At 49.1% G+C, this 271-nt stretch carries 1 pseudogene; it reads right to left on the bottom strand.

The window, feature by feature from the left end:
- Positions 1–271 (bottom strand): annotated as a pseudogene (locus AAEY88_RS13730) (hydrogenase formation protein HypD); the annotation flags it as partial.

The raw sequence follows: 271 nt of genomic DNA, 5'->3' as shown, positions 1-271 counted from the left end.
ATACTTTTGCATAAATGCGTTCGGCATCGCGATGATGATATTCAGGACGCAGTGTCAGTGCCGAATTGGCAATAGGCCCTAATCCACGCCAGCGAAAGCTGTCGCGGACCATAAAATATTTGTCGACCAGCTGTTGAGCGGCAATGTTGCCCTCGTAACTCACTGAGCGGCTGTATTGGTTATCAAGCTCCGCTTTGCCAGCCACTTTTTGGCGCACAATACGTAAAATGGATTCCATCACATCTACCGGTTCAAACCCAGACACCACAAC

This window comes from Psychrobacter sp. CAL346-MNA-CIBAN-0220, assembly GCF_040309805.1.
In the GTDB taxonomy this organism is placed as follows: Bacteria; Pseudomonadota; Gammaproteobacteria; order Pseudomonadales; family Moraxellaceae; genus Psychrobacter.
This window is presented reverse-complemented; position numbering and strand designations above follow the sequence as displayed.